Here is a 25842-nt window from a genome sequence, read left to right as displayed (position 1 = left end):
GAAGGGAGGATAAATGAATGAGTCGCAGTCTGAAAAAGGGCCCTTTTATCGATGGGTACCTGCTTAAGAAAGTGGAAGAAGCGAGCGCTTCGAACAAGAAAGTCGTGATCAAAACTTGGTCCCGTCGCTCCACGATCTATCCGCAATTCATTGGTCATACGTTTGGTGTTTATGACGGCCGCAAGCATGTACCGGTGTACGTAACCGAGGATATGGTCGGACATAAACTGGGCGAATTTGCTCCAACCCGGACCTACAAAGGTCATACGGATGACGATAAGAAAACGAGACGTTAATAACGATAAGTTCTTCGTTTGAGAGGAGGTAATACTACATGGAAGCTAAAGCACATGCAAGATCGATTCGTATTGCTCCCCGCAAAGCTCAGCTCGTTATCGACCTGATCCGCGGTAAGCAAGTTGGCGACGCGATCGCGATTCTCCGCCATACGCCAAAGGCGGCTTCCCCGATCGTGGAGAAGCTCTTGAACTCGGCGATTGCCAATGCTGAACATAACTATTCTATGGATGTAAATAAATTGGTGATTACGCAAGCCTACGTAAACCAAGGCCCGACGATGAAACGTTTCCGTCCGCGGGCAATGGGACGTGCTAGCCGGATCAACAAACGCACCAGCCACATTACTTTGGTGGTATCCGAAAAATAAGGAGGGAAAACGTGTGGGCCAAAAGGTAAATCCGGTCGGATTACGAGTAGGGATTATCCGTGATTGGGAATCCAAATGGTACGCAGGCAAAGATTTTGGTGATCTCTTGCTGGAAGACGTAAAAATTCGTGAACACCTGAAAAATAAACTGAAAGACTCCGCGGTATCTCGGATTGAGATTGAAAGAGCGGCAAATCGTGTGAACGTGACGATCCACACAGCCAAGCCGGGTATGGTTATCGGTAAAGGCGGTTCGGAAGTGGAAAACCTGCGCGGTGAAATTACGAAAATCGCAGGCGGCAAAAAAGTTCACATCAACATTTCGGAAATCAAACACCCTGATCTTGACGCAATTCTCGTTGCTGAAAGCATCGCACAACAATTGGAACGTCGCGTTTCTTTCCGTCGTGCGCTGAAACAAGCGATTCAAAGAACGATGCGTTCGGGAGCGAAAGGGATTAAAACGGCAGTCAGCGGTCGTCTCGGCGGTGCTGAAATTGCTCGTACGGAAGGCTACAGTGAAGGAACTGTTCCACTTCATACGCTCCGCGCCGACATCGATTACGGTACGGCAGAAGCGCATACGACTTACGGCCGCATCGGCGTAAAAGTATGGATCTATCGTGGAGAGGTTCTTCCTACGGCTAAGAAACAACAAGCTGCTCAGGAAGGAGGCAACTAATCATGTTGGTACCAAAACGCGTAAAACACCGCAAGCAACAACGCGGGAATATGAGAGGCCAAGCGAAAGGCGGCACTGAACTCAACTTCGGTGAATACGGCCTGCAGGCTCTGGAGCCGACTTGGATCACGAACCGTCAAATCGAAGCAGCGCGTATCGCGATGACTCGTTACATCAAACGTGGCGGTAAAGTATGGATTAAGATTTTCCCTGACAAGCCGATTACTCAAAAGCCTCTTGAAGTCCGGATGGGTAGCGGTAAAGGTAACGTAGAGAAATGGGTCGCAGTTGTGAAGCCGGGCAAAATCATGTTTGAGCTTGCTGGCGTATCGGAGGAAATTGCACGCGAAGCTATGCGTCTTGCCGCCCACAAACTGCCGATCAAAACGAAGTTTGTGAAACGTGAAGAATTGGGTGGTGAAGCAAATGAAAGCTAATGAACTTCGCAACTTAACCACTGCAGAAATCGAACAAAAAATCGCAGGTTTTAAAGAGGAACTCTTTAACCTCCGTTTTCAGTTGGCTACCGGCCAACTCGATAACCCGACTCGGATCCGCGATGTGCGTAAGGAAATAGCTCGTGCTAAAACCGTTATCCGTGAAAGAGAACTTGGGATTATCAGTTAAGAAGCGCCAAGCGCATTAAGCGAAGCGCCTAAGTCCAGAAAGGAGGCTAACCATGAGCGAACGTAACAGCCGTAAAGTGCAAATTGGTAAAGTCGTCAGCGACAAGATGGACAAAACGATCGTTGTTGCTGTAGAAACCTACAAGAAGCATGATTTGTACCACAAACGCATTAAATACACGAAGAAATTCAAAGCGCATGACGAGAACAACACCGCGAAAATCGGAGATATCGTCAAAATCGCTGAAACTCGCCCGCTGTCCAAAGACAAACGCTGGAGACTCGTTGAAGTCGTTGAAGAAGCGGTTATCATTTAATAGCACGGTAGCTTAGACCGAAAGGAGGAAATATCCATGATTCAACCATTTACACGTTTGCAGGTTGCTGACAACTCCGGCGCGAAGGAACTGATGTGTATCCGTGTTTTGGGCGGTACGGGTCGTCGTACGGCACAAATCGGAGATTTGATCGTTTGCTCCGTCAAACAAGCAACACCAGGCGGCGTTGTCAAAAAAGGGGATGTAGTCAGAGCGGTTGTCGTTCGTACGAAACGTTCGGTTCGTCGGAAAGACGGTTCCTACATTGCATTTGACGAGAACGCAGCGGTTGTTGTTAAAGAAGATAAGAGCCCGCGCGGAACGCGTATCTTCGGACCAGTTGCTCGTGAACTTCGCGACAAAGACTTTATGAAGATCGTTTCCTTGGCTCCGGAAGTTATCTAAGAACACCCCGTAAGCCAATGGGGAGCCCGATTTAACAGGAGGTGTAAACCAAGTGCCTAGACTGAAGAAGATTCTTGAATCTCATAACAATAAGCTGCACGTCAAGAAGGACGACACGGTGATCGTGATTTCCGGTAAAGACAAAGGCAAAAAAGGCCGCGTCATCGCCGCTTATCCTCGCGAAAACCGCGTGCTTGTGGAAGGCGTGAACATGGTGAAGAAACATCAAAAACCAAATCAGCTGAACCCACAAGGCGGCATCATCGAGAAAGAAGCTCCGATTCACGTTTCGAACGTCATGCACGTTGATCCGAAGAGCGGAAAAGTAACCCGTATCGGTTACAAAGTATTGGACAACGGCAAGAAAGTTCGCGTAGCGAAGAGATCCGGAGAAGTAATCGACTAATCCAGTAACGTTAAGAAAGGAGGTCCATGATTCATGGCAGCAAGATTGAAAGAACGCTTTTTGAACGAAGTAACACCTGCTTTGGTTCAAAAATTCAACTATACAACGGTAATGCAAGTGCCGAAAATCGAGAAGGTTGTTATCAACATGGGTGTTGGTGACGCCGTAGCGAACTCCAAAGTGCTTGATTCCGCAGTGAACGACATGCAGCTGATCGCAGGCCAAAAGCCGGTAATCACCCGTGCGAAGAAATCCATCGCCGGATTTAAACTGCGTGAGAACATGCCGATCGGCGTGAAAGTAACGCTTCGCGGTGACCGCATGTATCATTTTCTCGACAAACTGTTTAATGTAACGCTTCCGCGTGTCCGTGACTTCCACGGCGTATCGACGAAAGCATTCGACGGTCGCGGCAACTATACGCTGGGCCTGAAAGAGCAGCTGATTTTCCCTGAGATCGAATACGATCAAGTGGATAAAGTGCGCGGTATGGATATCGTCATCGTCACAACGGCGAAAACTGACGAAGAATCCCGCGAGCTCTTGACGCAACTCGGCATGCCGTTTGCTAAGTAACAGGTCCATTTTCTCCGAAACTATTTAGGAGGTGTCAGGCTAAGTGGCTAAAACTTCAATGAAAGTTAAACAACAACGTACACCTAAATTCAAAGTGCGGGCTTATACCCGTTGTGAACGTTGTGGTCGCCCACATTCGGTATTGCAAAAGTACAAAATTTGCAGAATTTGCTTCCGTGAATTAGCTTATAAAGGCCAGATTCCTGGCGTGAAAAAAGCAAGCTGGTAATCCATCAACAACGGGAAGGAGGTTTACACTAATGACTATGTCTGATCCAATTGCAGATATGCTTACTCGTATTCGTAACGCCAATACGGTGCGTCACGAGACGGTTGAACTGCCTGCGTCCACGATCAAGAAACAAATCGCTGAGATCCTGAAGCGTGAAGGTTTCATCCGTGACGCTGAATATATCGAGGATAACAAACAAGGGATCATCCGTATTTTCCTGAAATACGGCCCGAACAACGAACGCGTCATCTCTGGACTTAAGAGAATCAGTAAACCAGGCCTTCGCGTGTACACGAAAAGCAATGAAGTTCCTCGTGTCCTCGGCGGCTTGGGTATCGCGATTATCTCCACTTCCAAAGGTGTCATGACGGACAAAGAAGCGCGCCAGTCCAAAGCCGGCGGCGAAGTTGTCTGCTACGTTTGGTAATTTACGTCTTATAACAAGGAGGTGCAATAAATGTCTCGTATTGGTCGCAAACCAATTACAGTACCAAGTGGTGTGGATGTCACACTTGATAATAGCGTCATTACGGTAAAAGGGCCGAAAGGCACTTTGACTCGCGAGCTTCACAAGGACATCAAAGTATCGGTTGAAGGCAACGTGATCTCCGTTGAACGTCCTTCTGACAATAAATTACATCGTTCCCTGCATGGCACGACCCGCTCCGTTGTGAGCAACATGGTCAGCGGGGTAACGGAAGGCTTCTCCAAATCGCTCGAGCTGGTTGGTGTCGGTTACCGCGCAAGCTTGACCGGCAACAAACTGGTTCTGAACGTGGGTTACTCCCACCCGGTGGAAATCACTCCGGAAGCGGGCATCGAATTTGAAGTGCCTACGAATACGAAGATCATCGTTAAAGGGATCAATAAAGAGCGCGTAGGCGAATACGCCGCTAAAATTCGTTCCGTCCGCGAACCTGAGCCGTACAAAGGCAAAGGGATCAAGTATGAAGGCGAACGCATCATTCGTAAGGAAGGTAAAGCCGGTAAGAAGAAATAAGCTTCTTCTTAACGTGCCTCGCCTTCTGGCGTCTTGAAGTGAAATGTCCGATAGTGGTAAACCGAAGGGAGTGAAAGGGAAGTCATGATTACAAAAGGTGATAAGAACAAAGCACGTCTGAAAAGACATCTGCGTGTACGTAAAAAAGTCCAAGGAACGGCAGCTCGTCCAAGACTGAACGTATACCGTTCTTCCAAACATATCTACGCTCAACTGATCGACGACGTGGCAGGGGTAACGCTGGCCAGCGCATCGACCGTCGATAAAGAACTGAGCGGTTCGATCGGCAATGGCGGCAACGTGGAATCCGCTCGCAAAGTCGGCGAATTGATCGCAAAACGCGGTCAAGAAAAAGGGGTCAAGAACGTTGTATTTGACCGCGGAGGATACTTGTACCATGGACGGATTCAGGCGCTGGCTGACGCAGCTCGCGAAGCAGGCCTGGAATTCTAAAAAATAATTACTAAAAGGAGGTTAACGACTTGCGTGTAGATCCGAACACTTTAGAACTGACAGAAAGAGTTGTAAACATTAACCGCGTAGCTAAAGTAGTTAAAGGCGGACGTCGTTTTAGCTTCAGCGCGCTTGTAGTTGTCGGCGACGGCAAAGGCTGGGTTGGCGCCGGGATCGGTAAAGCAGGCGAAGTGCCTGATGCCATCCGCAAAGGCATCGAAGATGCGAAGAAAAACCTTGTGCATGTTCCGCTTGTAGGCACTACGATCCCTCACCAAGTAATCGGGCACTTCGGAGCTGGCCGCGTTCTGCTGAAACCGGCATCTGAAGGTACCGGGGTTATCGCTGGCGGTCCGGTTCGTGCGGTTCTCGAACTGGCAGGCGTAGGCGACATTTTGACTAAATCTTTGGGTTCTTCGAATTCCATCAACATGGTCAACGCGACTTTGGAGGGCTTGTCCCGTCTGAAACGCGCTGAAGATGTTGCGAAATTGCGCGGTAAAACCGTCGAAGAACTTCTCGGTTAAGGAGGGAATCTCATGGCTAAACTGCAAATTACCCTCGTGCGTAGTTTGATCGGTCGTCCGGAGAACCAACGTACTACCGTGAAAACATTGGGTCTTCGCAAAATCAACCAATCCGTTGTTCACAACGACAACCCGGCCATTCGCGGCATGGTTAATCAAGTGAGCCACTTGGTATCGGTTCAAGAAATCGAAGGCTAATGGATTTCAATAAATATAAGTGCCAACAATAAATAAGGAGGTGCAACGAACGATGAAGTTACATGAGCTTTCTCCAGCTCCTGGCTCCCGCCAAGAACGCAAGCGCGTTGGCCGCGGTACAGGTAGCGGTATGGGTAAAACGTCTACTCGCGGTCATAAAGGTCAAAACGCTCGTTCCGGCGGTGGTGTGCGTCCGGGCTTCGAAGGCGGTCAAAACCCGCTGTATCGTCGCTTGCCGAAACGCGGGTTCATCAATCCGACGCGGAAAGAGTATGCGATTGTGAACATCGAAGATTTGAACAACTTTGCGGCGGATACGGAAGTAACTCCTGAGCTGTTGTTTGAACAAGGAATCGTGAAAGACGCGAAGAGCGGCATCAAGATTCTCGGCAACGGTGAAATTACTGTCAAGCTGACAGTTAAAGCGAATAAGTTCTCCCAATCTGCGGTAGAGAAAATCGAGGCTGCCGGCGGTAAAACCGAGGTGATCTAATGTTTAAAACCATTAAGAACATATGGCATGTTCAAGACCTTCGCAACCGCATTTTGTTCACGTTGTTCATCTTCCTCATTTACCGGATCGGTTCCTTCGTTCCGGTTCCGGGCGTTAATAAAGACGTCTTCGAGGCGACGAACACGGCTGGAAGCGACTTGTTAGGGTTCTTGAACACCTTCTCGGGCGGCGCCCTGAAGAACTTCTCCATCTTCGCCCTCGGGATCATGCCTTATATCACGGCTTCCATCATCGTACAACTCTTGTCCATGGACGTCATTCCGAAATTCGCGGAATGGGCCAAGCAAGGGGAACACGGCAAGAAGAAAATGGCACAGGTGACCCGTTACGGAACCGTCATTTTGGCCGTGATTCAGGCTTTTGCCACATCGATTGGTTTTAACCGGTTGTATGGTACGGAGATGGTACCAAACGCAACGTTTGGTGACTATCTGGTCATTGCGATCGTGTTAACGGCCGGTACATCGTTCCTGATGTGGTTAGGTGAGCAGATTACCGAAAGAGGGATCGGCAACGGGATCTCGCTGATTATCTTTGCGGGGATCATCGCTACCATTCCATCGCATATCACAACGATAGCTCAATCCGAGTTTATTGTTGAAGGTGCAGCGTTTATCAACGTGGTGAAGTCCATTGCGATTGTCCTCGTATGCGTATTGATCGTGATCGGCGTCATTTACGTCCAACAAGCGATTCGGAAAATTCCGGTACAATACGCGAAACGCGTCGTCGGCAATAAAATGTATGGCGGGCAGAATACCCATATTCCGCTCAAAATCAACGCTGCCGGCGTCATCCCGGTCATTTTCGCCGTTTCCTTGCTGCAGTTCCCGGTGGTCATCGCCAGCTTCTGGTCGACGCACACTTGGGCGCAATGGATCAGCAGCAACTTGTCCACCAACCGTCCGCTCGGGATGGTGCTTTATGTAATCATGATCATCGGCTTCACGTTCTTCTATACGTTCGTACAGATGAACCCGCAACAGATGGCGGAGAACATGAAGAAAAACGGTGGGTATATTCCTGGGATCCGTCCGGGTAAAACGACGGAAACCTATCTCACTCGGGTGTTGACCCGTCTGACGATGACCGGTGCTATTTTCTTGGCTGCCATTTCCATTCTCCCTATGGGCTTGGGAGCTTTGGCGGGACTGCCAAGTTCGGTTCTGATCGGCGGTACTTCGATTCTGATCGTGATCGGCGTTGCGCTGGATACGATGAAGACCATCGAAGGCCAATTGATCAAACGTCACTATAAAGGTTTCATTAATAAATAGTCGGTAGGTACCAGGAACAGGGTCGTGCAAGCGCCCTTGCCTGGCACCTAACTGCGCTATTTCTTGTTGTAGAGAAGTCTTGGAGGGAGTGAGAGACATGAACCTACTATTCATGGGGCCTCCCGGAGCAGGAAAAGGAACACAAGCCGAGACAATCGTTAACGAATTCGGTATTCCTCATATCTCTACTGGCGACGCATTTCGCCTGGCAATCAAACAGGGAACACCTGTGGGGATGAAAGCGAAGGAATATATGGATCAGGGACTGCTCGTGCCTGATGATGTGACAGTGGGGATCGTTCGCGAACGCTTGCAGCAGCCCGATTGCGAAAAAGGTTTTTTATTGGACGGTTTTCCAAGAACCCTTTCGCAAGCGGAATCGCTGGAAGAGCTGCTTGAAGGTCTGGGTCGCAAGCTGGACCACGTCATCAACCTGAAAGTGGACCGGAACAAGCTGCTGGCGCGGCTGACCGGACGCCGGATTTGCAAATCCTGCGGCGCCACTTATCATGTGATCTTTAATCCTCCGGCTCAGGAAGGTGTTTGTGATAAATGCGGCGGCGAGCTGTACCAACGCTCGGATGATAACGAGGAGAGCGTGGGCACTCGTTTGGACGAATATATCAACAAAACCGCACCGCTTCTGAAGTTCTACGAAGATAAAGGCCTGTTGCGTCAGGTAGATGGTGAACAGGAAATCGATGCGGTTTCGAAAGAAATCGTGTCACTACTGCGAGGTTAGGTGTAATGATCATTTGTAAATCCGAAACGGAACTAGGCTTTATGCGAGAAGCTGGGCGGATCGTAGCGGAAACGCACAGGCTCATGGCGCAATCGATTGAGCCTGGAATTACGACGGGGGAACTCGATCAACTCGCCGATAAATACATTCGCAGTCAGGGCGCCGTGCCGTCCTTTAAAGGTTACAACGGTTTTCCTTATAGTATTTGCGCTTCGGTCAACGAAGAATTGGTACACGGATTTCCCGGCAAACGCAAATTGAACGAAGGCGATATCATCACTTTGGATATCGGCGCGGAGTATCGTGGTTTCCATGGGGACTCGGCGTGGACTTATCCGGTGGGCAAGATTTCGGACGAAGCCAAGAAGCTCTTGGAAGTCACCGAAGGATCTCTGTACGCGGGCCTTGAGCTCGTTAAACCGGATGTTCGATTGTTCACGATCTCGCATGCAATTCAGCAATTTATCGAAGCTGCCGGTTTTTCCGTCGTTCGGGAATATGTCGGTCACGGCATTGGCGCGAGCTTGCACGAAGAACCGCAAATTCCGAATTATGGTTTGCCAGACCGGGGACCCCGGCTGAAGCCCGGGATGGTCCTGGCGATCGAACCGATGGTGAACATGGGGAAGCGATATGTTAAGACGCTGGAAGACAACTGGACAGTGGTCACGGTAGATGGTTCACTGTGCGCTCATTTCGAGCATACGGTAGCTGTAACGCCGGACGGAATGGAAATTTTCACGAAGCTGAATGCGTAGGTGATGAACGTGAAAGAACGCTCGGAGCCGCAAGTCGGTCAGTTGGTGAAAGTTCTCAAAGGCAGAGATGCCGGGGCGATTTATGTGATTGTCGGGATTCCGGACGACAGATTCGTCTGGATCGCGGATGGAAACAAACGAAAGTTTGATGCACCCAAACGTAAAAATGCCCAGCATCTTGAGCTACTGCCCATAGTCAGCAGCGAGGTTGTTCATAGTTTGCAGGAAAGCGGACGGGTGACGAACGGGAAACTGCGGCATGCGGTTCTTGTTTATCAGAACTCCGCCGATTCTATGGCTGAAGAGAAAGGAGACTGACTGTGGCTAAAGAAGATGTCATTGAAGTCGAAGGCGTGGTTATTGAACCATTGCCGAATGCTACATTCAAAGTGGAGCTGGAGAATGGGCATCAAATTCTCGCTCACGTTTCCGGTAAGCTGCGGATGCACTTTATCCGCATTTTGACAGGGGACAAAGTGGTTGTTCAGCTTTCGCCGTATGATTTGACGAAAGGCCGGATTACCTACCGCAAATAGACTATACCCATTAAGGTAAAGTTGTGGTACAATATTCAGGTTGAGTTGTTTCAGAGAGTAGTTTATGATTAGAATGCCTGCGGTTCGAGTTTTGCTTCGCAAAACTTTACGTATGCTTTCGATCCCAGTTTTACTTCTGTAAAACTTTTAGGAGGTAATCAGCATGAAGGTAAGACCTTCTGTAAAGCCGATTTGCGAAAAATGCAAAGTCATTCGTCGCAAAGGCAATGTCATGGTGATTTGCGAAAATCCGAAACACAAACAAAAACAAGGTTAATTGAAGGGGGTGTAGCGTAAAATGGCACGTATTGCTGGTGTGGATTTGCCACGTGATAAACGCGTTGAGATCGCCTTAACTTACATTTTCGGAATCGGTAAAACGACTTCCCAGAAAATCCTGAGCACAACAGGCATCAATCCGGACACTCGTGTTCGTGATTTGACGGAAGATGAGGTTAGCAAACTACGCGAAACGATCGACAAGACGGTCAAGGTGGAAGGCGACCTGCGTCGTGAAATTTCCTTAAATATTAAACGTTTGATCGAGATTGGCTGCTACCGCGGAGTGCGTCATCGTCGCGGCTTGCCGGTTCGCGGACAACGTACGAAAACGAATGCCCGTACTCGTAAGGGTCCTCGTCGTACAGTAGCGAACAAGAAGAAATAAGAAGGGGGGATAACAGACAATGGCTAAACCAAAAAAAGTCGTACGTACGAAACGTCGTGACCGGAAAAATATTGAATCTGGCGTGGCTCATATCCGCTCCACCTTCAATAATACGATTGTAACCATTACGGATCCGCACGGTAATGCGATCTCTTGGGCCAGCTCCGGCGGTCTTGGATTCAAAGGATCCCGTAAGTCGACTCCGTTTGCCGCGCAAATGGCTGCAGAATCTGCTGCTAAAGCTGCGATGGAACATGGCATGAAGAGCGTTGAGGTTATGGTTAAAGGCCCTGGTGCTGGCCGTGAGGCCGCTATCCGCTCCTTGCAAGCGGCAGGCCTTGAAGTCAACATGATCAAAGACGTGACTCCAATTCCTCATAACGGCTGCCGTCCTCCAAAACGCCGCCGCGTTTAATGAAGCCGCGCTGAAGCCGTGGTATAACAACAGCGTCAATTGGGAACAATGGTTGTTTAGGCATACTACGTTACACACTTCAGCACATCAGGCAGTTTCAAAGGAACGACGTTTTGAAGGAGGGGTACTTTCGTGATAGAAATCGAAAAGCCAAAAATCGAGACCGTAGAAGTTAACGATGAAGGCACCTATGGGAAATTTGTAGTAGAACCACTTGAACGTGGGTATGGCACCACACTGGGCAACTCGCTTCGCCGGATTTTGCTCTCTTCTCTGCCGGGTGCTGCGGTAACCTCGGTCCAAATCGATGGAGTTCTGCATGAATTCGCGACCGTACCGGGCGTTATGGAAGACGTTACGGAGATTATCCTGAACCTGAAAGCTCTCTCGCTGAAAATTCATTCGGATGAGGAGAAAATCCTCGAAATCGATGCGGAAGGCGAGGGAGTGATTACGGCAGGAGATATCCGTGCGGACAGCGACGTGGAAATTTTGAATCCGGACTTGCATATTGCTACGCTTGAACCGGGTTCGAGACTCCATATGCGCATCTACGCAGGCCGCGGTCGTGGTTACGTTCAGGCAGATCGAAATAAACGAGATGATCAACCGATCGGTGTCATTCCCGTCGATTCGATCTATACCCCGATTACTCGGGTCAACTACGTGGTAGAGAATACCCGGGTTGGCCAAGTGACCAACTACGACAAGCTTACGCTTGAAGTGTGGACCGATGGCAGTATCAGACCTGAAGAAGCGGTGAGCCTCGGCGCCAAGATTTTGACCGAGCATCTCTTCTTGTTCGTAGGACTTACGGACGAAGCGAAAGACGCGGAAATCATGGTCGAGAAGGAAGAAGACAAGAAAGAAAAAGTGCTTGAAATGACGATTGAAGAGCTTGATCTCTCCGTTCGTTCCTATAACTGCCTCAAGCGTGCCGGAATCAATACGGTACAAGAGCTGACGACGAAAACCGAAGAAGATATGATGAAGGTGCGGAACCTGGGTCGTAAATCTTTGGAGGAAGTTCAAGAGAAGCTCGAGGAGCTGGGTTTGGGATTGCGCACTGAAGAATAAGTTCACTTGAATCGTTCTAGCGAAGGAGGGAAAACTCATGGCATATCAAAAGTTGGGCCGCGATTCCAGCGCGCGTAAAGCTTTGTTCCGCGACCTGGTAACCGACCTGTTCTTATACGAACGCATCCAAACGACGGAAGCGAAGGCGAAAGAAGTTCGCTCGATCGCCGAGAAGCTGATCACCAAGGCAAAACGCGGTGACCTGCACGCCCGTCGTCAAGTGGCAGCTTACGTTCGCCGCGAATCGATCGACGGCGAGCAGGATGCAATCCAAAAGCTGTTCAACGAATTGGCAACACGTTATTCCAGCCGTCCAGGCGGATACACTCGTATCCTGAAGCTGGGACCTCGCCGCGGCGACGCTGCTCCTATGGTTTATCTGGAACTGGTAGACCGCGCATAATTCGGGAGATTCTCCCTGTCTAGCGTGTAAAACTCTCTGTCGGCTCGCCTTATGGCTAAGCTTTCGGAGAGTTTTTTTATTGGAATCCGGCGACGAGAAAGGAAGGGACCGATGCGCAACTTGCTGATGACCGTCAGTTACGACGGAACGAACTATTTCGGCTTTCAAACCCAGCCGGGTGGGAACACGGTTCAGGATCATATCGAGGAAGCCATTCGCCAGTTGACTGGTGAAATCATCAAGATTCATGGCTCCGGGCGAACCGATGCCGGGGTGCATGCCCGGCAGCAGCCGTTCCATTTCCACACCGCTTCGCAAATTCCTGTAGAACGCTGGTGTATGGCGCTGAACGGACGGCTCCCTTCCGATATCCGCGTGTTAACCGCCCAGGAGGTCCCGCTCGATTTCCATTCCCGACGTTCGGCCAAACGGAAAACTTATCGCTATACGATCAATGCCAACCGCATCCCCGATGTGTTTCAACGGAATTATCAGTTCCATCATCCAGGGAAGTTAAACGTTGAAGCGATGCAGGAGAGTCTGCCGCATTTGCTTGGGACTCATGATTACACTTCATTTGCTTCACGTCACTCCACGAAGGCGAGCCACGTTCGTACTATTTATGATGCCCGGATCGTTGTGGATTCATCAGCGAAACTTCCGGGTACCTCGGGCCAAGGGATTCTCCATTTCTACATCACCGGCAATGGATTCTTGCAGCACATGGTCAGAATCATCGTTGGAACACTTCTGGAGATTGGCGAAGGCAAGCGAGCGCCGGCTGCGATGAAGGCGATTCTGGAGGCGAAGGACCGGAAGGCGGCAGGCCCAACGGCTGAGAGTAAGGGGCTCATGCTTTGGAGTGTGGAGTACGATGAGAGGCTGGAATAAAAGGCAAAACTGAAACCTTGGGGACGGCAATCCGTAACTTATTTAAAAAGTAAGATATATGGAGCTAATAAAGGAGGACTTTGCCTTGAAATGTCCAGTATGTAACGATGTGCGTATGCGTGAGGTAGAGAAAGACGGCGTGCTGATCGATGTTTGTCCGGATTGCAAAGGGGTCTGGCTCGACCGGGGCGAGTTGGAGAAACTGATGAGCGAAATCCGGGAAATTCGGCCGGCGTTTAACGAATGGTACGAACGCCGTGAGGATCGATATGAGGATCGGCGGAACGGGGATCCATACAAGCAAGCCAAGACACCATCCGGATACCCTCCGAAGCCGGGTTATGACCCCAGATACCCGCAGCAGGGACATTACAAACCGAAGAAAAAGAAGTCGGCGTTGGACATTTTTGGGGATCTGTTTGATTAACGATATTCCCGGATCTTTCGGGATGATCTTAGATTATCTTTCTGAAAAAAAGCTTGCGTATTAAATGTGGTTCCTGTAAAATAAAAGTTGTGTTTTCTTGATGGCTATCCCACAGCCCCCAATCGAGAAGACCGCTCAAACAAGACTTTAAGCTTGCTTAGACAAGAATGAAACGATCGAAGATAAATCTGCTGGAGAGGTCTAGCGACCCGAAGAGCAAGATCGTTTTCAGCAGGATGAACCATTTCGGACGAACTTGAAGGAGGATCTTTACATGCGTACCACTTATATGGCGAAGCCAGGCGAAGTAGAGCGCAAATGGCACATCATCGATGCCGAAGGCAAAACGCTGGGCCGTTTGGCTAGCGAAGCTGCTGCTCTTATCCGCGGTAAACACAAACCCCAATTTACTCCACACGTTGACAGCGGTGATTTCGTCATCGTCATCAATGCGGAGAAAATTGCCCTGACCGGCAAAAAAATGGATAACAAAAAATACTATCGTCATTCCCTGCATCCAGGCGGTTTGAAAGTGACGGTTGCCAAGGATTTGCTGAGAACGAAACCTGAACGTGTAATCGAGTCCGCCGTTCACGGCATGCTGCCTAAAACTCGCCAAGGCGAGAAAATGAAGCTGAGACTGAAAGCTTACGCTGGCACAGAGCATCCACATGCGGCACAAAAACCTGAAGTTTACGAACTTCGCGGATAATTAAAAGGGAGGACAGTTTCATGGCACAAGTACAATACTATGGGACAGGTCGTCGTAAACATTCGGTAGCTCGTGTTCGCCTTGTACCGGGTGAAGGACGCATTGTCATCAATAAACGCGACATCAACGAATATTTTGGTTTGGAAACGCTGAAGCTGATCGTAAAACAACCGCTGACTTTGACAGAAACGCTCGGGAATTACGACGTGATCGTCATTGCTCATGGCGGCGGTATCTCCGGTCAAGCCGGTGCAATCCGTCACGGGATCTCCCGCGCTTTGCTCAAGGCAGATCCGGAATTCCGTCCTGCATTGAAGAAAGCAGGATTCTTGACTCGTGACCCACGGATGAAAGAACGGAAGAAATACGGCCTTAAAGCAGCTCGCCGTGCTCCTCAGTTCTCGAAACGTTAATCTGTACGTTCAACGAAAGCCCTTTTCCGCTTTGCGGAGGAGGGCTTTTTTTGGTAATGTAAACTATGTCGCACACTAAGTGCAATATTTCACATACATTTGAGCCGCCGCATGATACGATTTTTCCGAAGCTACAACAATGAAAAGTGGGGGTGTGATTTTGAAGAACTTGAAGATCGTGGGGGCTGCCCTTATTCTGGCGCTGGCCCTGACCGCATGCGGCGGCAATGACAAGGAAGCCGCCAACACTACGGGAGCCGTCGATGGGAGCTTGAACGACGCGGCGGCAACGACCGACAATTCGGCAACGGAGGGGACGTTTAAGGACGGCACGTACAAAGGCATTTATGATCGCAAGGACGTCAGGAACTGGATCGCTTACGTAGAAGTGACGGTGAAAGACGGTAAAATCGAAAAGGCCTATTACGATTATACGAACGAAAACGGGGATTTGCGCACCAATGACGAGAATTACACCAACGCGTTCAAAGAGTTCAACCAAATGACGCCTCGCGAGGCCTTCGACCAACTCGGCAGCAAACTCGTCGAAGTACAGGATGCGGCAAAGGTGGATGCCGTTGCGGGCGCAACCCACTCCTCCAGAAATTTTAACGAGTTGGCTGCAGCCGCGTTGGAGCATGCGAAAACCGGCGATACCAGCGACGCGATCGTTAACCTGTACGAGGACGGCACTTATAAGGTCGAAGCCGAAGCGTTTGATGATCATGGCTGGAAACCGCAGTTGGAGCTGACTATCAAGGATCACAAGATCGCTGCCGCCAATTTTGACTATGTGAACGAGGAAGGCAAGCTGAAAACGGAAGACGAAGGATACAAAGCTGCCATGGAACCAAAATCGGGGACGTATCCGGCGAAATATACCGAGGAACTGGAGAAGCAGCTCGTTGACAAGCAATTGATCGGCGACGTAGACGTCATCTCCGGAGCGACGACTTCTTCCAACAACTTTAAGGCGCTTGTCGAATACGCATTGGACGACATGGCTGAGGTGGGCGACACCGAGGCTAAGGCGATCAAAATCAAAGAATAATCGGGTTGGACGACCCATAAGATAACGAGTGACCTGGCTTCTCTTTGGAGGGGCCAGGTCTTTTTTTCATTTTGGTTTTTTTTGTATTGACTTCTAAGGGGAATAACATATACTTAAAAATATAATTCAAATCAGATTAGTTGGAATAATAATTGATTTACCCTGTTTATCCTAATGCGGGAGGTCCGAGGAAAGTGAACTTAATGGAAAAAGAGCAGTTGATTGCAGCTAAGGCCGAGGAATTTGAGGCGTCCACTCCCCAGGAGATTATCGCCTGGGCGGTAGAGACGTTTCCGAATATCACCTTTGCCTGCAGCTTTGGGGCTGAGGATGTCGTCCTGGTCGATATGCTGCAGCAGGTCAGCCCATCCACCGATATTTTTTACTTGGACACGGATTTTCATTTTCAAGAAACCTATGAGACCCGGGATGCCATTGCTGCCAAATATGGGCTGGAATTTGTCCGGGTGTCCCCTAAGCTGACTCCGGAAGAGCAGGCTGAGCAACATGGCGAGGAGCTGTGGAAATCGGATCCGAACGCCTGCTGCAACATTCGTAAGGTTGAGCCGCTGACGCGGGTTCTGGGCCGCTACGACGCCTGGATCACCGGGATTCGCCGCGATCAGGCGCCAACCCGGGCCAATGCGAAGAAAATCGAATACGATGCTAAATTTGGCCTGGTCAAGTTCAATCCGATTGCCAATTGGACTTCGGAAGACGTGTGGAACTACATCCGCGAACATGAGCTCATTTATAATCCTTTGCATGACCGCAATTATCCAAGCATCGGCTGCGAACATTGTACCCGTCCGGTTATGCCCGGTGAGGACCCTCGTGCAGGGCGCTGGTCCGGTACGGATAAGACGGAGTGCGGCCTGCATAAATAAATCGCGGCTAAGAAGAAGATTTCAGAATTGGGGGAGATACGGGTGACGACAATATTACCGCATGGCGGAAGTCTTATTAACCGTCTGGTTACGGGGGAACAGCGGGAACATCTCCTGGAAACGGCAAAGGGACTGCCGGCCATTTCGATCAACAGCTGGACGATTTCGGACCTTGATTTGATTGGAGTGGGAGCATTTTCGCCGTTAACCGGCTTTATGAACGAAGACGATTATCGATCGGTCCTCGAGCGGATGCGACTGGCGGACGGGACCGTCTGGAGCATTCCGATTACCCTCTCCGTTGCCCGCGAGCAGGCGGAAAGCCTGGAGGTTGGAGAGCAGGTCGCGCTAGTAGGCGAACAGGATGGCGTCGTATACGGCCTGTTGGAGATTGGCAGCGTTTATGCCGTCGATCAGGCAGAGGAAGCCCGGAAGGTGTTTAAAACCGATGATCCGGAACACCCTGGAGTTAAGAAGCTGCTGGAGCGTTCGCCTTATTATGTGGGAGGTGCGGTCCAGGTGCTGAATCGCCCCGAGCCTGCGCGCTTTAGGGAGTTTTACTTCGATCCGTCGGAGACGCGGCGCATTTTTGCCGAGAAGGGCTGGAAGACGGTGGTTGGTTTTCAGACCCGTAATCCGGTTCACCGGGCGCATGAATATATCCAGAAGAGTGCCATGGAAATCGTAGATGCTTTGTTCCTGAATCCCCTGGTAGGCGAGACCAAATCGGACGACGTTCCGGCGGATGTTCGGATGAAGAGTTATTTGACTCTGCTGGCCAACTATTATCCTGAAGACCGCACGTTTCTGGGGGTATTCCCCGCAGCTATGCGATATGCCGGTCCGCGTGAGGCGATTTTTCATGCGATGGTACGCAAAAATTACGGATGTACCCATTTCATCGTCGGGCGCGACCACGCGGGCGTTGGCGATTACTACGGCACGTACGAGGCACAGGAAATTTTCTCGAATTTCACTGCCGAGGAGCTGGGGATCTCGCCGCTGTTCTTTGAACACAGCTTCTTCTGCACCAAATGCGGGAATATGGCTTCGAGCAAGACCTGTCCGCATCCGAAGGAAGATCATTTAACCTTGTCCGGCACGAAAGTTCGCGGATTGCTGCGCGACGGGGTGTGTCCGCCGCCGGAATTCACCCGGCCGGAAGTGGCTGAGGTCCTGATTGAAGGGATGAAGCAGCAAGTCCATAACTGACTGCACTTCTGGAGTCATATTCGTCCACCTTGTCCCATATCATGAGTAATGTCATGAAGGGAGAAAGGTGGCTTTTTTATGCGCGATCGAGACAAGGTGACGTTATGGATTTCTCTGACCCACATTAAAATAGCGCTGATCGGCGTCGGCCTTGCCGCCCTGATCCTCGGGATGGCCTTCTATGAGGTGCCGACAAAGAGAGCATGGAACTACTGGAGCCTTCCGCTGGCAGGGCAGATCATCGCACTGGATGCCGGGCACGGGGGGCCGGATGGCGGAGCGAGCAGCAAGCAGGGGCTGATCGAGAAGGACATTAATCTGGCCGTCTCCTTGTACCTGCGCGACTATCTGCAACAGGCAGGTGCGGTTGTTGTCATGACACGCGAAGAGGACCGGGACCTGGCGGAGGCGGGTACCAAGAGCTACAGCAAGCGGAAGACGGAGGATCTGAAAACCCGCGTTCGCTTTATCCAGGAACAGCAGGCTGATTTGCTTGTGAGCATCCACATGAACAGCATTCCTTCGCCGCGCTGGCGGGGGGCGCAAACCTTCTATTACCCCAATCACGAGGATAGCGCGAATCTGGCTGCTCTCGTTCAGGAAGAGCTTCGGCGGAATTTGGAGAACACCGACCGGGTCGCTAACCGTTCGGACAAGAAAGTGTATTTGCTTGAAGCGGTGAATATTCCTTCCGTCCTGGTGGAGGTGGGTTTTCTATCCAATCCAGGGGAAGCGGAATTGCTCGGCAGCGAATCGTACCAGCGGAAAGTAGCCGCCTCGATCTACCAAGGGATTCTGCGATATTATTCCGGCGAGAAGGTACAAACCCCGGCAGACGATGTCAGGTAATGATATAATAGATTCAACTATCTGATGAAGTCGAGGTGCTGTCAGTGATTACGAAAGAGCAGCTTCAGGCGGCTTTACGCCCCGTCGCGGAACCCACCACGGGGCTTAGCCTGGTGGAATTGCAGTGGATTCGCGACATCATGATCAAGGAAGAACGCGTATCGTTAACGGTGGTCGGCTTTGAGAAAGGCAGCGAGGCGCAGGCCGAAGCTGAGCGGGAAATCCGCTTCCGTTTATCCGAGGCCGGCGTGGAGGATGTCCACCTTCGCTTCCGGGAAGCCTCGGAGCAGGAAAGGGAGGCGGCATTTAGTTCGGTGCGCCAAGGTGCAAATCCATCCACCAGTCCAAGGGAAGAGCTGAAGGGGCATGGAGCCGGACTGGAACAACTGCCGATCCTTGATCCGGGAGCGGGCGTTCATTTTATCGCCGTGGCCAGCGGCAAAGGCGGGGTCGGCAAATCGACCGTTACGGTCAACCTGGCGGTGGCCTTGGCGCGTCAGGGCAAGAAAGTCGGCTTGATTGATGCCGACATCTACGGCTTTAGCGTTCCCGACATGATGGGGATTGAAGAAGCGCCCATCGTCGAGAATGGCGAGATATTGCCCGTTGAACGATTTGGCGTCAAAGTGATGTCGATGGGCTTCTTTATCCAGGACAACAACCCGGTCATCTGGCGTGGGCCGATGTTGGGGAAGATGCTTCGGCAGTTTTTCAGCGATGTTCGGTGGGGGGAGCTGGATTATCTGCTGCTCGATTTTCCACCCGGCACGGGGGATATCGCGCTGGATGTGCACCAGATGATTCCGCAGAGCCAGGAAATTATCGTCACTACACCGCATGCGACTGCGGCTTTCGTTGCCGCACGGGCCGGCACCATGGCGCTGCGTACCGAGCATGAAGTGCTGGGCGTGGTCGAAAATATGGCCTACTATGAATGCTCCAAATGCGGTGAGAAGGATTATATCTTCGGCCGAGGTGGAGGGGCGCGGTTGGCGGAGTCCTTGCACACCGATCTGCTGGCGCAAATCCCGCTGGGAGCGCCGGATAACCATCCGTCCGAACCGGATTTTTCCCCATCCGTGTATAAAGCCGATACAGCCGTAGGCCAACTGTATGGGGAATTGGCCCAACGGATCGTGCTCAAATGTGAAAAAGACTGACCCTTTCGGGGCCAGTCTTTTTTTTTGACCTCACGCAGTTAACGGTTAGGAGCCGCCACCGCTGCCTCCTCCGCCACCGCTTTCTTTGCTTTGACCGCCTTCATCGCCGCCTTCTTCACTACCGCCGTCACCGCCTTGCTTCGGTTCCTTTTCCACCCTCGGCTGCAGTTGTTCTTGAACAACGGTTTTCAGCAGCTCAAGCACTTCCATCTTGAACAATGGACTTTGCATCGCTTCCTGCATCACCGTCATGGACTGCTTGCGGTAGTCCGGTGTTTTGGTTAAATCGAGGAACATTTTCATGACTTCCGGAGACTTCAAGATATCGCTGATCGACTTTTGATACGTGGGGTCCTTGATCAGCTGCATATGGAGCTCCCTGCTTTGCGAGTTTACCGCTTTGGCAAAATCTCCGGCAAACTGCGGATCCGTCATGATCTTCTCGATTTCCTTCTTATATTCCGGTGAGGTAATCGTTTCTTTGACCGCCATGCGTACTTCGTTGGACGTCTGGGATGGAAGAATCATTTTCACCCCGAACGTTCCACCACCGCCGCTGCTGCCCCCGCTTCCGCCGGAACCGCCCGATCCGGAACCGGAATCCGAGCCCGATTCGGAGCCGCCTTCGCTGCCGCCGCCGCTTTCGCTGCTGCTGCTTGGGGGAGTGCTTAACGCTTCGTAGATGGCCTTCTTGCCATCGTCGGTCTTCAGAATATCGATGACCATGGATTTCGTTTCCTTATATCCCCCACCCTGGGAAGAAGAGGAGGAGCTTTGTTCCGAGCCGCAAGCCGCTATCGGAAGAGTAAATGTACATAAGAAGCATAGAATCCAACGGGTGCCCCGCCATTTCATGGTTCCCTTCCTCCTTATCATCATTGCTGAAGTTAGTATGCAGCTTAAAAACGGAAATATCCCAATGAAAAGCTTAAAAACAATGGTTTTTTACCGGGATCGTTGGTAAAATATTTCGTTAGTGGAGGTGGAAGGGGCTTGAATTTAAAAAAATGGCTTTACTTATTTGGGACAACCTTGGCCGTGGGGGCGGCGGGTTCGCTGATCGTTGGTTTACTCCTGCAATGGACCGATACGCTGCAATATAAAGGCGTGACGGATATTTTGGTGAATGTCGGAATATTGCTGGGGGTCGGCATCATGGTCAGCGTGTATTCCCAAATGGGCTTTTTTGCATATTTGATGATCAATTATATGGGGAACGGTGTTTTCTCCAAAAGAACCTGGCAATACGTGCAGTTGGTTTTAACTGCTTTGGCGCTGCTGGAGCTGATGTTCTTCCGAATTTTTGTGGGCGGGGAGAAGAACGGGGTTTCCGACCTCGTCTTAGGTTTCATTGTGCTTATTGTGGCCGTCGGTACGGCCTTTTATAAGGCAAAGCTGACAAATGCAACCGCCTGGATCCCGACGCTGTTCTTTATGATTGCCGTAACGATTGTGGAAACTGTCGGCGTGTTGAAGATTGGCGTGAATTCCGCAACCGCCTGGATTGTTGCTCCGCTGATCGCTTGCAATGCCTACCAGATTTTAATCCTGCAGCGAGTCCTGAATTCGGGGAATTCAGAAACTCAAAAAAGCCCAGCCTAAACTGGGCTTTTTTGCTACGATCACAAGCCGGTGGCGAATTCCAACTGCTCTTGCAGCCAGGCTTGATCGCGGACTTCGTTGCCTTGGACGCTGGCTTCCTGCAGCAGGTCCGTTACGGTTACGAATTCGTACCCTTGTTTGCGCAGCTCATCGATGATAATCGGCAGCGCTTCGTGCGTTTGTTTTACCGAATCGCTGGCATGCAGAAGAACAATGTCGCCCGGGTGGGCTTTCTTTACGACGCGGTCGACGATGGTCTGTACGCCTTTATTCATCCAATCCTGGGAATCGGTATCCCACTGAATGACCTTGTAGCCTTGATTTGCGGCAATTTTAAGGACGCGCTTATCAAAGTCGCCGTTGGGAAGCCGCAGCAGTTTGGGGGCTTGGCCCGTTACTTCGGTCAGGATCGTGTGTGCGGTAGAGATTTGCCGGGAGATCTCCTCGTCGCTCAGGCCGCTGTAATTCGTGTGCTTATGGCCATGGCTTCCGATTTCATAACCTTGCTGCTGAATCGCCTTGACGATGTCCGGATGGGTCTTGCTCCAGGGGGAAGACAGGAAGAAGGTGGCCTTTTGCACATTCTTCTCCTTCAATACCTTGAGAATCGGCTCGGCCCGCGTATCGCCCCAACTGATATCGAAGGTGAGGGCTATGACTTTCTTGTTCGTGGACACGCTATAAATGGCCGACGGAGCGCTTTCCTCGGAAAACACCGTGACCTGCCCCTGTTCCACGTAAATGACGCCGGCAGCAAAAAGGGCCGCGGCAAATACAAAGAAAAAGCGTTTGATTTTCTTCCCGTTAAGGACATAGAAGAAGTTGTTCATGAACTTGTAAGCCCCTCTCGTCATCAGATTGAAATGATCTTGAACTGATCCGCTTGTACCAATGTATGCTTGTTCCATAGCTTTATGACGCTTTGCGTCGATCACAATTCATAAGGAGACCTGGTTATGTTCTCGTTTCGGAGATTTTTAGGGGATTTGCGCAAATATAGAAAGGCGATGCTGCTCTCGGTCCTGATCTTTGCGGTAGGACTGGTCCTTGGGGCGGTTAACGCCGATACGTTAACTCGTTTGGTGATGCCGGATATTAAACGACTCGGCGAGGTTAGCCGGAATTTGGCGCAGTCGGATCATCCGGAGTTGAATTTTTTTCTGTTTATTTTCTTCAATAATGCGGTAAAAAGTATTGGGGCGATTTTACTGGGGGCTATTTTCGGGATTCTGCCTGCGTTCTTCTTGCTAATGAATGGGTTGGCATTGGGCTTTGTAGTGACGTCAGCGAGCAGCGGGGGCGCAAATGTGGCGGACCTGATTGTTCGCGGCTTGCTTCCCCACGGCATCGTCGAAATCCCGGCGATCCTGATCGCGGCGGGATTCGGGATGCAATTCGGATACTTGATATTAAAAAGCTTGGGAGAGGCCGGATCCCGGGAGGCTTCCGAGCGCACCGTCGACTGGAAGGGCTTCCTGGTTTCCGTCGGCCGCGGAGCGATCTGGGTCGTTGGAATGCTGTTGCTGGCTGCAGTTATTGAGAGCACGCTTACCTTTTATTTGGTTGGAGGGGCCTAAGGTTCAGCCTCGCAATGGAATTAATACGCTCAACTATTTTCACAGGCATTCATAAATTTCCCAAAAAGTGAGCATAACATTAAAGCGTCTTTGAAGAGGAGACCGATACCTTATACCATTTGCTGATAAGGAGTGTTGCGCATGCTGGGAATGCTGTTTAGCGATAAGGAATGCAAGGAACTTGACTACGTGCTGCGAAAAGAGTTGGATGAAATGCTGCTGGACATGAGCGACACGCGGTTGGATCAGGATATCCGTCATGCGATCTCCAATCGGTACAAAACGATCTTCCGTATGTACGCCCGATTTGCCCCTTCCAAGGAATTATCGAAATATGCCCGTCGTGCACGCTTCCCGCAAGCCAGAGAATAGACTGAACGGGGAGTTGACGGCGGGGCTATCCTTGTGGTAAATTAGCTTTCGTCCTTGTTTTGAGGACAAGCCGCAGAACGGCAGGATGGATGACATTGGCAAGAAAAAAGTTTAAATCACCTCTTGCAAAAACCTAGCCGGCTGTGATATATTATAAAAGTCGCCGCTGAAACGCAGCGACGAACGAAAGAACGAAGTTGATCTTTGAAAACTGAACAACGAGTGAGTAATAAACTGAGATTTAAGGATGAATTTCAAACCGGTTCACTCCGGCCTTGAAATTCGATCCGATCTCGTCAGATTCAAAATGAGCTATCAGCTTATTCAATAAGTAACAACTTTATTGGAGAGTTTGATCCTGGCTCAGGACGAACGCTGGCGGCGTGCCTAATACATGCAAGTCGAGCGGACTAATAGGTTCTTCGGAACCTGTTGGTTAGCGGCGGACGGGTGAGTAACACGTAGGCAACCTGCCCGTAAGACTGGGATAACTACCGGAAACGGTAGCTAATACCGGATACGCAAATTCCTCGCATGGGGGATTTGGGAAAGGCGGAGCAATCTGTCACTTACGGATGGGCCTGCGGCGCATTAGCTAGTTGGTGGANACAGGTTTAAATTCCTGTACCACCGTAATCCGTTATGAGCGATGGGGTGACGCAGTAGGGTAGTGACGCGAGCTGATGGATGCTCGTCCAAGCAGTGAGGCTGGTGTGTAGGCAAATCCGCACATCGTAAGGCTAGGCTGTGATGGGGAGGGAAAATTTACAGTACCGAAGGTCATGATCTCACACTGCCAAGAAAAGCCTCTAGTCAGGAGAAGGTGCCCGTACCGCAAACCGACACAGGTAGGCGAGAAGAGAATTCTAAGGCGCGCGGAAGAACTCTCGTTAAGGAACTCGGCAAAATGACCCCGTAACTTCGGGAGAAGGGGTGCCCCGGTAGAGTGAATAGCTCGAGGGGGCCGCAGTGAAAAGGCCCAAGCGACTGTTTAGCAAAAACACAGGTCTGTGCGAAGCCGCAAGGCGAAGTATACGGGCTGACGCCTGCCCGGTGCTGGAAGGTTAAGGGGAGTGGTTAGGGGTTTACCCCGAAGCTATGAACCGAAGCCCCAGTAAACGGCGGCCGTAACTATAACGGTCCTAAGGTAGCGAAATTCCTTGTCAGGTAAATTCTGACCCGCACGAATGGCGTAACGACTTGGGCGCTGTCTCAACGAGAGATCCGGTGAAATTTTAATACCTGTGAAGATGCAGGTTACCCGCGACAAGACGGAAAGACCCCATGGAGCTTTACTGCAGCTTGATATTGGACTTTGATACGATTTGTACAGGATAGGTGGGAGCCTAGGAAGCCGGAGCGCCAGCTTCGGTGGAGGCGCCGTTGGGATACCACCCTGATCGTATCGGAGTTCTNTTGATCCTTGAAAACTGGATAAACGAAACGAAATTTGCGTTTTAGAACAATCCTTTTAGCTGAACTTGTGTCAAAACAAGTGAAACTAGTAGTTGGTTAAGCTACTAAGAGCACACGGAGGATGCCTAGGCGCTAGGAGCCGAAGAAGGACGTGGCGAACAACGAAACTGCCTCGGGGAGCTGTAAGCAAGCATCGATCCGGGGGTGTCCGAATGGGGAAACCCGGCTAGGGTAATACCTAGTCACTCATTGCTGAATTCATAGGCAATGAAGAGGCAGACCAGGGGAACTGAAACATCTAAGTACCCTGAGGAAGAGAAAACAAAAGTGATTCCGTTAGTAGCGGCGAGCGAACGCGGATTAGCCTAAACCGAAGAGCTTGCTCTTCGGGGTTGTGGGACGTCTCACATGGAGTTACAAAGGATTAGGTTAGGCGAAGAGGTCTGGAAAGGCCCGCTAGAAGAGGTAAAAGCCCTGTAACCGAAAGTCTAATCCCTCCGAGACGGATCCCGAGTAGTGCGGGGCACGTGAAACCCCGTATGAATCTGCCAGGACCATCTGGTAAGGCTAAATACTCCCTAGTGACCGATAGTGAAGCAGTACCGTGAGGGAAAGGTGAAAAGCACCCCGGAAGGGGAGTGAAAAAGAACCTGAAACCGTGTGCTTACAAGAAGTCAGAGCCCTCTTTATGGGTGATGGCGTGCCTTTTGTAGAATGAACCGGCGAGTTACGTTTGCAAGCAAGGTTAAGCCGAGAAGGTGGAGCCGCAGCGAAAGCGAGTCTGAATAGGGCGAT

At 50.7% G+C, this 25842-nt stretch carries 40 protein-coding genes, 1 rRNA gene and 2 other annotated features; of the genes, 39 read left to right on the top strand and 2 right to left on the bottom strand.

The window, feature by feature from the left end:
* Nucleotides 1-17: 17 nt before the first annotated feature.
* The 35 genes from rpsS (at nt 18) to BN3795_RS05180 (ending at nt 20080) form a co-directional block, all read left to right on the top strand.
* Nucleotides 18-296, top strand: a complete 279-nt coding sequence (gene rpsS, locus BN3795_RS05345) for a 30S ribosomal protein S19 (RefSeq protein ID WP_059040324.1) — start codon at nt 18-20, stop codon at nt 294-296.
* 38 nt (nt 297-334) lie between these two features.
* A complete protein-coding gene (gene rplV, locus BN3795_RS05340; RefSeq protein ID WP_059040325.1) occupies nt 335-667 on the top strand; it encodes a 50S ribosomal protein L22 in 333 nt (110 codons plus the stop codon).
* A gap of 13 nt (nt 668-680) precedes the next feature.
* Nucleotides 681-1349 carry a 30S ribosomal protein S3 gene (gene rpsC / locus BN3795_RS05335; RefSeq protein WP_009226644.1) on the top strand — a complete coding sequence of 223 codons (669 nt, stop codon included), beginning with the start codon at nt 681-683 and terminating at the stop codon, nt 1347-1349.
* Between the two features lie 2 nt (nt 1350-1351).
* Nucleotides 1352-1786, top strand: a complete 435-nt coding sequence (gene rplP / locus BN3795_RS05330; protein WP_059040326.1) for a 50S ribosomal protein L16 — start codon at nt 1352-1354, stop codon at nt 1784-1786.
* Entirely contained in the window at nt 1776-1976 is a 201-nt protein-coding gene (gene rpmC / locus BN3795_RS05325; protein ID WP_018753986.1) for a 50S ribosomal protein L29, read from the top strand. Before rplP ends, rpmC begins: the two co-directional genes overlap by 11 nt.
* A gap of 52 nt (nt 1977-2028) precedes the next feature.
* The gene (gene rpsQ, locus BN3795_RS05320) at nt 2029-2292 is read left to right on the top strand and encodes a 30S ribosomal protein S17 (protein ID WP_009226647.1); all 264 of its coding nucleotides are present in this window, start codon (nt 2029-2031) and stop codon (nt 2290-2292) included.
* Between the two features lie 36 nt (nt 2293-2328).
* Entirely contained in the window at nt 2329-2697 is a 369-nt protein-coding gene (rplN, locus tag BN3795_RS05315; RefSeq protein WP_009226648.1) for a 50S ribosomal protein L14, read from the top strand.
* A 52-nt stretch (nt 2698-2749) separates the two neighbouring features.
* Nucleotides 2750-3103 (top strand): 50S ribosomal protein L24, encoded by a 354-nt coding sequence (gene rplX / locus BN3795_RS05310; protein ID WP_009226649.1) that lies wholly within the window; start codon nt 2750-2752, stop codon nt 3101-3103.
* Nucleotides 3104-3136: 33 nt separating this feature from the next.
* A complete protein-coding gene (gene rplE, locus BN3795_RS05305) occupies nt 3137-3679 on the top strand; it encodes a 50S ribosomal protein L5 (RefSeq protein WP_068783686.1) in 543 nt (180 codons plus the stop codon).
* Between the two features lie 43 nt (nt 3680-3722).
* The gene (locus BN3795_RS24960) at nt 3723-3908 is read left to right on the top strand and encodes a type Z 30S ribosomal protein S14 (protein ID WP_009226651.1); all 186 of its coding nucleotides are present in this window, start codon (nt 3723-3725) and stop codon (nt 3906-3908) included.
* A 31-nt stretch (nt 3909-3939) separates the two neighbouring features.
* Complete coding sequence (gene rpsH, locus BN3795_RS05300) at nt 3940-4338, top strand: 30S ribosomal protein S8 (protein ID WP_068783685.1); 399 nt, start codon at nt 3940-3942, stop codon at nt 4336-4338.
* A 30-nt stretch (nt 4339-4368) separates the two neighbouring features.
* A complete protein-coding gene (gene rplF, locus BN3795_RS05295) occupies nt 4369-4911 on the top strand; it encodes a 50S ribosomal protein L6 (RefSeq protein WP_068783684.1) in 543 nt (180 codons plus the stop codon).
* An 84-nt stretch (nt 4912-4995) separates the two neighbouring features.
* Nucleotides 4996-5364: a 50S ribosomal protein L18 gene (gene rplR, locus BN3795_RS05290; protein WP_068783683.1), complete on the top strand. Its 369-nt coding sequence runs from the start codon at nt 4996-4998 to the stop codon at nt 5362-5364.
* Between the two features lie 29 nt (nt 5365-5393).
* Nucleotides 5394-5891, top strand: a complete 498-nt coding sequence (gene rpsE / locus BN3795_RS05285) for a 30S ribosomal protein S5 (protein ID WP_009226655.1) — start codon at nt 5394-5396, stop codon at nt 5889-5891.
* Between the two features lie 12 nt (nt 5892-5903).
* Complete coding sequence (gene rpmD, locus BN3795_RS05280) at nt 5904-6089, top strand: 50S ribosomal protein L30 (protein ID WP_018753977.1); 186 nt, start codon at nt 5904-5906, stop codon at nt 6087-6089.
* Nucleotides 6090-6141: 52 nt separating this feature from the next.
* Nucleotides 6142-6582 (top strand): 50S ribosomal protein L15, encoded by a 441-nt coding sequence (gene rplO / locus BN3795_RS05275; protein WP_068783682.1) that lies wholly within the window; start codon nt 6142-6144, stop codon nt 6580-6582.
* Nucleotides 6582-7880, top strand: coding sequence for a preprotein translocase subunit SecY (secY, locus tag BN3795_RS05270; RefSeq protein ID WP_068783681.1), 1299 nt, complete (start codon nt 6582-6584; stop codon nt 7878-7880). Before rplO ends, secY begins: the two co-directional genes overlap by 1 nt.
* 97 nt (nt 7881-7977) lie before the next feature.
* Complete coding sequence (locus BN3795_RS05265) at nt 7978-8622, top strand: adenylate kinase (protein ID WP_068783680.1); 645 nt, start codon at nt 7978-7980, stop codon at nt 8620-8622.
* Nucleotides 8623-8627: 5 nt separating this feature from the next.
* The gene (map, locus tag BN3795_RS05260) at nt 8628-9380 is read left to right on the top strand and encodes a type I methionyl aminopeptidase (protein WP_068783679.1); all 753 of its coding nucleotides are present in this window, start codon (nt 8628-8630) and stop codon (nt 9378-9380) included.
* Between the two features lie 3 nt (nt 9381-9383).
* A complete protein-coding gene (locus tag BN3795_RS05255) occupies nt 9384-9698 on the top strand; it encodes a KOW domain-containing RNA-binding protein (RefSeq protein ID WP_068783678.1) in 315 nt (104 codons plus the stop codon).
* A 2-nt stretch (nt 9699-9700) separates the two neighbouring features.
* Nucleotides 9701-9916 (top strand): translation initiation factor IF-1, encoded by a 216-nt coding sequence (infA, locus tag BN3795_RS05250; RefSeq protein ID WP_059040336.1) that lies wholly within the window; start codon nt 9701-9703, stop codon nt 9914-9916.
* 163 nt (nt 9917-10079) lie between these two features.
* Nucleotides 10080-10193, top strand: a complete 114-nt coding sequence (rpmJ, locus tag BN3795_RS05245) for a 50S ribosomal protein L36 (RefSeq protein WP_003333770.1) — start codon at nt 10080-10082, stop codon at nt 10191-10193.
* A gap of 21 nt (nt 10194-10214) precedes the next feature.
* Nucleotides 10215-10583 (top strand): 30S ribosomal protein S13, encoded by a 369-nt coding sequence (gene rpsM / locus BN3795_RS05240; RefSeq protein ID WP_036712625.1) that lies wholly within the window; start codon nt 10215-10217, stop codon nt 10581-10583.
* Nucleotides 10584-10602: 19 nt separating this feature from the next.
* The gene (rpsK, locus tag BN3795_RS05235) at nt 10603-10998 is read left to right on the top strand and encodes a 30S ribosomal protein S11 (protein WP_018753969.1); all 396 of its coding nucleotides are present in this window, start codon (nt 10603-10605) and stop codon (nt 10996-10998) included.
* Between the two features lie 132 nt (nt 10999-11130).
* On the top strand, nt 11131-12075 hold the full coding sequence (locus tag BN3795_RS05230; RefSeq protein ID WP_068783677.1) for a DNA-directed RNA polymerase subunit alpha: 945 nt from the start codon (nt 11131-11133) through the stop codon (nt 12073-12075).
* A 37-nt stretch (nt 12076-12112) separates the two neighbouring features.
* A complete protein-coding gene (gene rplQ, locus BN3795_RS05225) occupies nt 12113-12478 on the top strand; it encodes a 50S ribosomal protein L17 (protein WP_059040338.1) in 366 nt (121 codons plus the stop codon).
* Nucleotides 12479-12589: 111 nt separating this feature from the next.
* On the top strand, nt 12590-13369 hold the full coding sequence (gene truA, locus BN3795_RS05220; RefSeq protein WP_068783676.1) for a tRNA pseudouridine(38-40) synthase TruA: 780 nt from the start codon (nt 12590-12592) through the stop codon (nt 13367-13369).
* Nucleotides 13370-13454: 85 nt separating this feature from the next.
* Complete coding sequence (locus tag BN3795_RS05215; RefSeq protein ID WP_068783675.1) at nt 13455-13796, top strand: TFIIB-type zinc ribbon-containing protein; 342 nt, start codon at nt 13455-13457, stop codon at nt 13794-13796.
* A gap of 274 nt (nt 13797-14070) precedes the next feature.
* Entirely contained in the window at nt 14071-14508 is a 438-nt protein-coding gene (gene rplM / locus BN3795_RS05210) for a 50S ribosomal protein L13 (RefSeq protein WP_068783674.1), read from the top strand.
* 20 nt (nt 14509-14528) lie between these two features.
* Nucleotides 14529-14921: a 30S ribosomal protein S9 gene (gene rpsI / locus BN3795_RS05205; protein WP_068783673.1), complete on the top strand. Its 393-nt coding sequence runs from the start codon at nt 14529-14531 to the stop codon at nt 14919-14921.
* 160 nt (nt 14922-15081) lie between these two features.
* Nucleotides 15082-15972, top strand: coding sequence for an FMN-binding protein (locus BN3795_RS05200; RefSeq protein ID WP_068783672.1), 891 nt, complete (start codon nt 15082-15084; stop codon nt 15970-15972).
* Between the two features lie 194 nt (nt 15973-16166).
* A complete protein-coding gene (locus BN3795_RS05195; protein ID WP_068783671.1) occupies nt 16167-16859 on the top strand; it encodes a phosphoadenylyl-sulfate reductase in 693 nt (230 codons plus the stop codon).
* Nucleotides 16860-16901: 42 nt separating this feature from the next.
* Entirely contained in the window at nt 16902-18071 is a 1170-nt protein-coding gene (sat, locus tag BN3795_RS05190) for a sulfate adenylyltransferase (protein ID WP_068783670.1), read from the top strand.
* A 78-nt stretch (nt 18072-18149) separates the two neighbouring features.
* On the top strand, nt 18150-18920 hold the full coding sequence (gene cwlD, locus BN3795_RS05185; protein ID WP_068783669.1) for an N-acetylmuramoyl-L-alanine amidase CwlD: 771 nt from the start codon (nt 18150-18152) through the stop codon (nt 18918-18920).
* A 44-nt stretch (nt 18921-18964) separates the two neighbouring features.
* Nucleotides 18965-20080 (top strand): Mrp/NBP35 family ATP-binding protein, encoded by a 1116-nt coding sequence (locus BN3795_RS05180; protein ID WP_068783668.1) that lies wholly within the window; start codon nt 18965-18967, stop codon nt 20078-20080.
* Nucleotides 20081-20125: 45 nt separating this feature from the next.
* Here BN3795_RS05180 and gerD read toward each other — a convergent pair whose 3' ends face one another.
* On the bottom strand, nt 20126-20935 hold the full coding sequence (gene gerD / locus BN3795_RS05175) for a spore germination lipoprotein GerD (protein WP_068783667.1): 810 nt from the start codon (nt 20933-20935) through the stop codon (nt 20126-20128).
* Between the two features lie 138 nt (nt 20936-21073).
* Here gerD and BN3795_RS05170 point away from each other — a divergent pair, with 138 nt between their 5' ends.
* Nucleotides 21074-21682: a KinB-signaling pathway activation protein gene (locus BN3795_RS05170; RefSeq protein WP_068783666.1), complete on the top strand. Its 609-nt coding sequence runs from the start codon at nt 21074-21076 to the stop codon at nt 21680-21682.
* Between the two features lie 20 nt (nt 21683-21702).
* Here BN3795_RS05170 and pdaB read toward each other — a convergent pair whose 3' ends face one another.
* On the bottom strand, nt 21703-22512 hold the full coding sequence (pdaB, locus tag BN3795_RS05165) for a polysaccharide deacetylase family sporulation protein PdaB (RefSeq protein ID WP_068783665.1): 810 nt from the start codon (nt 22510-22512) through the stop codon (nt 21703-21705).
* Nucleotides 22513-22638: 126 nt separating this feature from the next.
* Between pdaB and BN3795_RS05160 the strand changes: the two genes are divergently transcribed.
* The 3 genes from BN3795_RS05160 to BN3795_RS05150 all read left to right on the top strand — a co-directional run.
* Complete coding sequence (locus tag BN3795_RS05160) at nt 22639-23259, top strand: stage II sporulation protein M (RefSeq protein ID WP_068783664.1); 621 nt, start codon at nt 22639-22641, stop codon at nt 23257-23259.
* A gap of 141 nt (nt 23260-23400) precedes the next feature.
* Nucleotides 23401-23631, top strand: coding sequence for a hypothetical protein (locus tag BN3795_RS05155; protein WP_068783663.1), 231 nt, complete (start codon nt 23401-23403; stop codon nt 23629-23631).
* A 348-nt stretch (nt 23632-23979) separates the two neighbouring features.
* Nucleotides 23980-24865: a sequence feature (most likely nonfunctional fraction of RNA operon), on the top strand.
* A gap of 76 nt (nt 24866-24941) precedes the next feature.
* Nucleotides 24942-25045, top strand: a sequence feature (23S ribosomal RNA rRNA prediction is too short).
* Nucleotides 25046-25141: 96 nt separating this feature from the next.
* Nucleotides 25142-25842 (top strand): 23S ribosomal RNA (locus tag BN3795_RS05150); the annotation flags it as partial.

It is taken from the genome of Paenibacillus phocaeensis (assembly GCF_900021165.1).
GTDB classification, from domain to species: Bacteria; Bacillota; Bacilli; order Paenibacillales; family Paenibacillaceae; genus Fontibacillus; species Fontibacillus phocaensis.
Note: the sequence above shows the minus strand (reverse complement) of the source record. Positions and strands in the feature narration are given on the sequence as shown.

Bases quoted from the DNA above. Each gene is read 5' to 3' on its own strand.
- rpsS (WP_059040324.1), top strand. From the start codon at position 18: ATGAGTCGCAGTCTGAAAAAGGGCCCTTTTATCGATGGGTACCTGCTT.
- rplV (WP_059040325.1), top strand. From the start codon at position 335: ATGGAAGCTAAAGCACATGCAAGATCGATTCGTATTGCTCCCCGCAAA.
- rplP (WP_059040326.1), top strand. From the start codon at position 1,352: ATGTTGGTACCAAAACGCGTAAAACACCGCAAGCAACAACGCGGGAAT.
- rpmC (WP_018753986.1), top strand. From the start codon at position 1,776: ATGAAAGCTAATGAACTTCGCAACTTAACCACTGCAGAAATCGAACAA.
- rpsQ (WP_009226647.1), top strand. From the start codon at position 2,029: ATGAGCGAACGTAACAGCCGTAAAGTGCAAATTGGTAAAGTCGTCAGC.
- rplN (WP_009226648.1), top strand. From the start codon at position 2,329: ATGATTCAACCATTTACACGTTTGCAGGTTGCTGACAACTCCGGCGCG.
- rplE (WP_068783686.1), top strand. From the start codon at position 3,137: ATGGCAGCAAGATTGAAAGAACGCTTTTTGAACGAAGTAACACCTGCT.
- rpsH (WP_068783685.1), top strand. From the start codon at position 3,940: ATGACTATGTCTGATCCAATTGCAGATATGCTTACTCGTATTCGTAAC.
- rplF (WP_068783684.1), top strand. From the start codon at position 4,369: ATGTCTCGTATTGGTCGCAAACCAATTACAGTACCAAGTGGTGTGGAT.
- rplR (WP_068783683.1), top strand. From the start codon at position 4,996: ATGATTACAAAAGGTGATAAGAACAAAGCACGTCTGAAAAGACATCTG.
- rpmD (WP_018753977.1), top strand. From the start codon at position 5,904: ATGGCTAAACTGCAAATTACCCTCGTGCGTAGTTTGATCGGTCGTCCG.
- rplO (WP_068783682.1), top strand. From the start codon at position 6,142: ATGAAGTTACATGAGCTTTCTCCAGCTCCTGGCTCCCGCCAAGAACGC.
- secY (WP_068783681.1), top strand. From the start codon at position 6,582: ATGTTTAAAACCATTAAGAACATATGGCATGTTCAAGACCTTCGCAAC.
- BN3795_RS05265 (WP_068783680.1), top strand. From the start codon at position 7,978: ATGAACCTACTATTCATGGGGCCTCCCGGAGCAGGAAAAGGAACACAA.
- map (WP_068783679.1), top strand. From the start codon at position 8,628: ATGATCATTTGTAAATCCGAAACGGAACTAGGCTTTATGCGAGAAGCT.
- BN3795_RS05255 (WP_068783678.1), top strand. From the start codon at position 9,384: ATGAACGTGAAAGAACGCTCGGAGCCGCAAGTCGGTCAGTTGGTGAAA.
- rpmJ (WP_003333770.1), top strand. From the start codon at position 10,080: ATGAAGGTAAGACCTTCTGTAAAGCCGATTTGCGAAAAATGCAAAGTC.
- rpsM (WP_036712625.1), top strand. From the start codon at position 10,215: ATGGCACGTATTGCTGGTGTGGATTTGCCACGTGATAAACGCGTTGAG.
- rpsK (WP_018753969.1), top strand. From the start codon at position 10,603: ATGGCTAAACCAAAAAAAGTCGTACGTACGAAACGTCGTGACCGGAAA.
- rplQ (WP_059040338.1), top strand. From the start codon at position 12,113: ATGGCATATCAAAAGTTGGGCCGCGATTCCAGCGCGCGTAAAGCTTTG.
- truA (WP_068783676.1), top strand. From the start codon at position 12,590: ATGCGCAACTTGCTGATGACCGTCAGTTACGACGGAACGAACTATTTC.
- rplM (WP_068783674.1), top strand. From the start codon at position 14,071: ATGCGTACCACTTATATGGCGAAGCCAGGCGAAGTAGAGCGCAAATGG.
- rpsI (WP_068783673.1), top strand. From the start codon at position 14,529: ATGGCACAAGTACAATACTATGGGACAGGTCGTCGTAAACATTCGGTA.
- cwlD (WP_068783669.1), top strand. From the start codon at position 18,150: ATGCGCGATCGAGACAAGGTGACGTTATGGATTTCTCTGACCCACATT.
- gerD (WP_068783667.1), bottom strand. From the start codon at position 20,935: ATGAAATGGCGGGGCACCCGTTGGATTCTATGCTTCTTATGTACATTT.
- pdaB (WP_068783665.1), bottom strand. From the start codon at position 22,512: ATGAACAACTTCTTCTATGTCCTTAACGGGAAGAAAATCAAACGCTTT.
- BN3795_RS05160 (WP_068783664.1), top strand. From the start codon at position 22,639: ATGTTCTCGTTTCGGAGATTTTTAGGGGATTTGCGCAAATATAGAAAG.
- BN3795_RS05155 (WP_068783663.1), top strand. From the start codon at position 23,401: ATGCTGGGAATGCTGTTTAGCGATAAGGAATGCAAGGAACTTGACTAC.